2 protein-coding genes are annotated in these 7,677 nt (G+C 35.8%); both read right to left on the bottom strand.

The window, feature by feature from the left end:
• Positions 1 to 102: 102 nt before the first annotated feature.
• Complete coding sequence (gene nifJ / locus NH288_RS10885) at positions 103 to 3,630, bottom strand: pyruvate:ferredoxin (flavodoxin) oxidoreductase (protein WP_265215309.1); 3,528 nt, start codon at positions 3,628 to 3,630, stop codon at positions 103 to 105.
• 288 nt (positions 3,631 to 3,918) lie between these two features.
• Positions 3,919 to 7,443 (bottom strand): pyruvate:ferredoxin (flavodoxin) oxidoreductase, encoded by a 3,525-nt coding sequence (gene nifJ / locus NH288_RS10890; RefSeq protein ID WP_265215310.1) that lies wholly within the window; start codon positions 7,441 to 7,443, stop codon positions 3,919 to 3,921.
• Positions 7,444 to 7,677: the final 234 nt, after the last annotated feature.

The following is a 7,677-nucleotide window of genomic DNA, read 5'->3' on the forward strand; positions in this document are numbered from 1 at the left end:
ACCTATAATTATATATATTATATATTTATAAATTATAGGAATTATGTATTTAGGCAAGAAAAAATCGCCTAAAAGGCGATTTTCTCTTGCTTATATTATTTTTTATTTGCCAGCTAATTTCTTGTAAGATTCATATCTTTCTTTAGCAGCTTTTTCTGCTTGTTGATATAGTTCATCAGCTGTTTCAGGGAATGATCTCTTAAGTGATGAGTATCTTACTTCACCTTGAATGAATTCTTGGAATGATTCTGTAGGTTCTTTAGAGTCTAATTGGAATGGATTTTTGCCCTCTTCAGCAAGTCTTGGGTCAAATCTCCATAGATGCCAATAACCAGCTGCTACTGCTTGTTTTTCTCTAAATTGTGATTTACCCATACCAATTCTAATACCATGGTTGATACATGGAGCGTAAGCGATGATTAGAGATGGTCCATCATAAGATTCTGCTTCTCTAATAGCTTTTAGAGTTTGGTTTTGGTTAGCACCCATAGCTACTTGAGCTACGTATACATATCCATAAGATGTCATCATTAGACCAAGGTCTTTCTTTCTAACCTTTTTACCTGCTGCAGCAAATTGTGCTACTGCTGATAGAGGTGTAGCTTTAGAAGATTGTCCACCTGTATTTGAATAAACTTCTGTATCGAATACGAAGATGTTGATATTTTCACCACTTGCAAGTACGTGATCTACACCACCAAATCCGATATCATAGCTCCAACCGTCACCACCAAAAATCCATACAGATTTTTTGATTAGGTAGTCTTGAAGTTTTAGTATATTGTTTAGGTATTTCTTAGCATCTTCATTTGCTAAATCTTCTTTTACATTTAGGATAGCTGCTGTTGCTTCTTTAGAAGCTTTAACATCATCTTTTCCTTCTAGCCAAGCTTTGAATGCTTCGTTGTATGCTGAATCAAGTCCTAGTTCTAAGAATTTGTTCATGTTATCTTCTAGGATATGTGTATTTGCTTCTGTAGCAAGTTTCATACCATAGCCATATTCAGCAGCATCTTCGAATAGTGAGTTACCCCAAGCTGGGCCTTTACCTGTTGCAAGGTTTTTAGTATATGACATTGCTGGTGCACTAGCTCCCCAAATTGAAGAACATCCTGTAGCGTTTGCTATATACATTCTGTCTCCGAACAATTGAGTAATTAGTTTAGCATATGGTGTTTCACCACAACCTGCACAAGCACCTGAGAATTCGAATAATGGTTGTTTGAATTGGCTGCCTTTAAGTGTCATAGGATCCATAACATCTTCTTTGTAGCCAATTACATTATGTGCATATTCCCAGTGTTCTTTTTCTTTTTCTACTTCTTCTTCGAAAGGTTTCATTAGTAGAGCTTTCTTTGGAGCTGGACATACGTCTGCACAGTTACCACAGCCTGTACAATCTAGTGGAGATACTTGGATTCTAAATTCATATCCTTCCATACCTTTACCGATTGCTTTTTTAGTATCAAAACCTTCTGGTAGATTTGCTTTTTCATCTTCTGTAACTAGGAATGGTCTTATTACTGCGTGTGGGCATACATAAGAACATTGGTTACATTGGATACAATTATCTATTTGCCATTCTGGTACGTTAAGAGCGATTCCTCTCTTTTCGTAAGCAGTTGTACCTGATTCGAATTCACCATTTTCTATTCCTACGAAAGCAGATACTGGTATATCGTCTTCTTTTTGTTCAAGCATTGGTTTAACGATGTTTTTAATGAATTCTGGAAGTTCTTTTTCTTCTTTAACTTCATCAACTGCATCTTTCCATTCAGCTGGAACTTCTACTTTGATTGGTGCTTCAAGTCCTTGATCTACAGCGTTGTAGTTCATGTTAACTATATCTTCACCCTTGTGACCGTATGATTTAACGATAGATTCTTTTAGGAATCTTACAGCATCTTCTACTGGTATAACTTTTGTTAAGTTAAAGAATGCTGATTGCATAATCATGTTTGTTCTTCCACCAAGACCGATATTTTGTGCTATATGGCTTGCGTCTAAGATATAGAAATCAATGTTCTTTTCAGCAAGAGCTCTCTTCATCTTAGCTGGAAGATGATTTTCAAGATCTTCAACTGACCAAACAGTGTTTAGTAAGAAAGTACCACCTTCTTTGATACCTGCTAGTAGATCATATTGGTTAACGTAAGCTTGTTTTGAACAAGAAATAAAGTCAGCTTCATCTAATAGATATGTTGAAAGAATAGGTTCTTTACCAAATCTTAAGTGAGATACTGTTAGACCACCTGATTTTTTAGAGTCATAGTCAAAGTATCCTTGAGCATACATGTCAGTATTATCACCTATGATCTTGATAGCTTGTTTGTTAGCACCTACTGTACCATCTGAACCAAATCCCCAGAATTTACATCTGCTTGTACCTTCGTGTCTAACTTTGAAGTCATCTCTTGGAAGTGATTTATTTGTAACATCATCTGTGATTGATAGTGTAAAGTCATGTTTTGGCTCATCTTTAGCAAGATTATCAAAAGCTGCTTTAACATCTGCAGGTATTGTATCTTTTGAAGATAGACCGTAGATACCACCGATTATAAGTGGTCTTTCGTCACAATCATAATAGCTTGCTTTAACATCTAAGTATAGTGGTGAACCAATTGCACCTTTTTCTTTTGTTCTATCAAGAACAGCTATTTTCTTAACTGATTTTGGTATAACTTTTAGTAAGTGTTCTGCAGACCATGGTCTGTAAAGATGAACTTCTACAAGTCCTACCTTTCTGCCTTCTTTTAGTAAAACATCGATTGTTTCTCTAGCTGTTTGGCATACAGAACCCATAGCGATAATGATATTTTCTGCATCATCAGCACCATAGTAATTAAATAGACCATAGTTTGTACCAAGTTTTTCGTTGATTTGGTTCATGTAGTCTTCTACAATACCAACTATATCTACATAAGCATTGTTACTTGCTTCTGTTCTTTGGAAGAAGATATTTTTCTCAGCTGTACCCATGTGTTTTGGTCTTTCAGGGTTAAGTGAGTGGTTTTTAAATTCTTCTACTGCTTCATAGTCAAGCATTGGAGCAAGATCTTTGTAATCCCAAACTTCAACTTTTTGAATTTCGTGGCTTGTTCTAAATCCATCAAAGAAGTTGATAAATGGCACTCTACCTTTAATAGCTGCTAAGTGAGCAACTGGTGAAATATCCATAACTTCTTGTACTGAGTTTGAAACTAGCATTGCACAACCTGTTTGTCTTGCTGCCATTACGTCTGAATGGTCACCATAAATAGATAGTGCGTGTGTTGCAAGGGTTCTTGCTGATACGTGGAATACACCTGGTAATCTTTCTCCAGCAATCTTATACATGTTAGGAATCATTAATAATAGACCCTGACTTGCTGTGTATGTAGTAGTAAGTGCTCCTGCTGCAAGTGATCCATGCATAGCTCCTGCTGCACCAGCTTCTGATTGCATCTCTTTAACTTTTACCTCTTGACCAAATAGGTTTTTGCGTCCGTTTGCTGCCCAAACGTCTACGCTTTCTGGCATTGGTGAAGAAGGTGTAATTGGATATATAGTAGCTACATCAGTAAACGCATATGATACGTGAGCTGCTGCAGTATTACCATCCATTGTCTTCATTGCTCTAGTAATTGTCATCTAGACCTCCTAAAATAATTATAAGCAATTATCGTTAACACTAATATAATTATAAATATTTTTTCATTACTTGTCAAGAGAAAAAGAAAAGATTTTCTTTTATCTTTCAGTATTTTTCAATTGATAATGATTATCATATCCTATTTTCTCTAAAATAATCTATGTAAAATATTCATTTTAAGCCCTATTAAACCATATATTTATGAATAAATATGCTATTTGGCTAAAGTGAATAATAGTATGTAAATAAAACAAGAGGACAGACCTAAGTCTGCCCCTAATTTGTAATTATTTTCCCGCTAGTCTCTTGTAGGTATTGTACCTAGCTTTTGCTGCGTTTTCTGCTTGTTCATATAATTCATCTGCACTTTCTGGGAATGATATTTTTAGTGATGAATATCTTACCTCTCCTTGGATAAATTCTTGGAATGATTCACTTGGCTCTTTTGAATCTAATTGGAATGGATTCTTACCTTCATCTTCTAGTCTTGGGTCATATCTCCATAAGTGCCAGTAGCCCGCATCTACAGCTTGCTTTTCCCTTCTTTGACTTTTGCCCATGCCTATCCTTATACCGTGGTTTATACATGGTGCATAAGCTATGATAATTGATGGGCCATCATAGGATTCTGCTTCTCTTATTGCTTTTAGGCATTGATTTTGGTTTGCTCCCATTGCAACTTGAGCTACGTAGACATAGCCATAATTTGTTAGCATTAATCCAAGGTCTTTCTTTCTTACCTTTTTACCTGAAGCAGCAAATTGTGCCACAGCTGCAAGTGGTGTTGCCTTTGAACTTTGTCCACCTGTATTTGAGTAAACTTCTGTATCAAATACCAGGATATTGATATTCTCTCCTGATGCTAGGACGTGGTCTACTCCACCATAACCAATATCATAAGCCCAACCATCACCACCAAAAATCCAAACTGATTTTTTGATTAGGTAATCTTTTAGGTCATAGATATCTTCGAGTATGGATTTTGCTCTTTCATCCTCTATCTTTTCTTCTTTTAAGTTTAGAATTTTTGCTGTTGCTTCTTTGGAACCTCTTACATCATCTTTATTTTCTATCCATTCTTTAAAGGCTTCATTTAAGTCTGTATCTATATTTAAATCTAAAAATTCTTTCATATAGGTTTCTAGTAAATACTTATTAGAATCGGTAGCAAGTTTCATACCATATCCATATTCAGCATTATCCTCGAATAAGGAGTTTGCCCAAGATGGTCCTTTACCCTCGCTATTTTTAGCATAACAAACTGATGGCGCACTTGCTCCCCATACAGATGAACAGCCTGAAGCATTGGCTATTAGCATCCTGTCTCCATATAATTGGGTTACAAGTCTTGCATAAGGAGTCTCACCACATCCCGCACATGCACCGGAGAATTCTAGAAGTGGTTGTCTAAATTGGCTACCCTTTACTGTTGTAGGCTCCATCAAATCTTCTTTATATCCTATTTTTTCGTGAGCATAGGTCCAATTATCTTTTTCTTTTTCTACTTGTTCTTCAAAAGGCTTCATGATTAAAGCTTTATTTGGTGCTGGACAAACATCTGCACAGTTTCCACATCCTGTACAATCAAGTGGCGATATTTGTATTCTAAATTCATATGCTTCAAGTCCTTTGCCTATGGCTTTTTTAGTTTCAAAACCTGCTGGAACCTTTGCCTTTTCTTCTTCTGTAACCAGGAATGGCCTTATTACGGCATGCGGACAAACAAATGAGCATTGGTTACATTGGATACAATTGTCAATTTGCCATTCTGGAACATTTAAGGCTACACCACGTTTTTCATATTGAGTTGTTCCTGTATCCCAAGCACCATTATCTAAATCTTTAAATAATGAAACAGGAAGTTCGTCTTCTTTTTGTTCTTCCATTGGCTTTACAATGTTTTGTATAAAGTCAGGAAGTTTTACTTCTTCTTTTTCTTCATCTTTTGCATCTAGCCAAGATTCAGGTACTTCTATCTTTTCATAAGCACTTGCTCCCTTATCAACCGCTTCATAGTTCATAGCGACTATATCTTCACCCTTATGACCATAAGCTTTAACTATAGAATCTTTTAGATATTTAATGGCATCATCTACATCTATTACTTCTGTTAGATTAAAGAAGGCTGATTGCATAATCATATTTGTCCTTGAACCAAGACCAATGTTTTCTGCTATATGGCTTGCATCTATTATATAGAAATTGATTTTATGTTTTGCTAGGTAATTTTTCATTGAGGCTGGAAGATGGTCATCTAGTTCATCCTTTGACCAGATAGTATTTAATAAGAAAGTTCCTCCTTCTTTTAAACCTTCTAGCAAGTCATACTTATAAACATAAGCTTGTTTAGAAACAGAAATAAAATCAGCTTCATCTAATAGATAGGTTGAAAGTATAGGCTCTTTACCAAATCTTAAGTGAGAAACGGTAAGTCCTCCTGATTTTTTAGAATCATAGTCGAAGTAAGCTTGGACATACATATCGGTATTATCTCCGATAATTTTAATTGCTTCTTTGTTAGCGCCAACAGTACCATCAGATCCAAAGCCCCAGAATTTACATCTTGATTCACCCTCATGTCTAATTCTAAGGTCTGTTCTAGGAAGTGACTTATTTGTTAGATCATCTGTGATTGATAGGGTAAAATCTTTAACCATGCCCTTATTTAGGTTGTCGAAGGCCGCCTCAAAATCAGCTGGTATTGTATCTTTAGAGCTTAATCCAAATCGACCACCTATAATTTCAGGTTTATCTTCAACATTATAGAAAGCTGTTACTACATCTTTGTATAGTGGTTCACCCTCTGCACCTTTTTCTTTTGTCCTATCTAGAACACCAATTCTCTTAACAGTCTTTGGTATAACTTTAAGAAGGTGATCTTTAGAAAATGGTCTGTATAGATGTACTTCAACAAGACCTACTTTTTGTCCATTAGCATTTAGATAGTCAACAGTTTCTCTTATAGCCTGGCATCCAGAACCCATCGCAACTAGGGCTCTATCAGCTTCTGGGTGGCCATAGTAATTAAATAACTTATAATCAGAACCGATCAGATCGTTTATCTTGTTCATATAATTTTCTACTATGTAAGGTAGCCTGTCATAAATAGGATTTGATGCTTCTGCTGCTTGGAAGAAAATATTCTTTTGAACAGTGCCCATAGTTTTTGGTCTTTCTGGGTTTAAAGATGAATTTTTAAATTCTTTTACAGATGCGTAGTCAACTAAAGGTGCTAGGTCCTTATAATCCCAAATATCTATTTTTTGAATTTCATGGCTCGTTCTAAATCCGTCAAAGAAATGTAGGAAAGGAACTCTTGCTTCTATTGCTGATAGGTGGGCCACAGCTGCTAAATCCATTACCTCTTGTACAGAGTTTGACGCTAGCATCGCTACACCAGTCTGCCTTACAGCCATAACATCTGAGTGGTCTCCGTAGATTGAAAGAGCATGGGTTGCAACTGTTCTTGCTGCTATATGGAAAACACCAGGCAAACGCTCTCCTGCAATTTTATATAAATTTGGAATCATTAATAGTAAGCCCTGGCTTGATGAATATGTAGTAGTAAGGGCACCAGCTCCAAGAGATCCATGCATTGCTCCTGCTGCACCACCCTCTGATTGCATTTCTTTTACTATAACTTCTTTACCAAATATGTTTTTTCTCCCGTTTGCTGCCCAAACGTCTATGTATTCTGGCATTGGTGAAGATGGAGTTATAGGAAAGATTGTAGCAACCTCTGTAAATGCGTATGAAACATGAGCTGCTGCTGTATTACCATCCATAGTTTTTTTGACTCTAGTAATTGTCATAATAAATCCTTTCTCGTCATATTTTGAAATAAATTGACATAAATATTTTATATCTACTAATATTATATACAAAAATCGTTTTTATGACAATAGGAAATTTATATTTTTAAAAAAAGAACCCCTTTTTGACCTGAACCCCAAAATCCGGAATACGGATGGAGGGGTTTTTGTATGCCAAAATACACAAAAGAATTTAAAATCAAACTAGTAACGGAATATTTATCAGGGGAATCT

It is taken from the genome of Anaerococcus sp. NML200537 (genome assembly GCF_026131715.1).
GTDB lineage: Bacteria > Bacillota > Clostridia > Tissierellales > Peptoniphilaceae > Anaerococcus > Anaerococcus kampingae.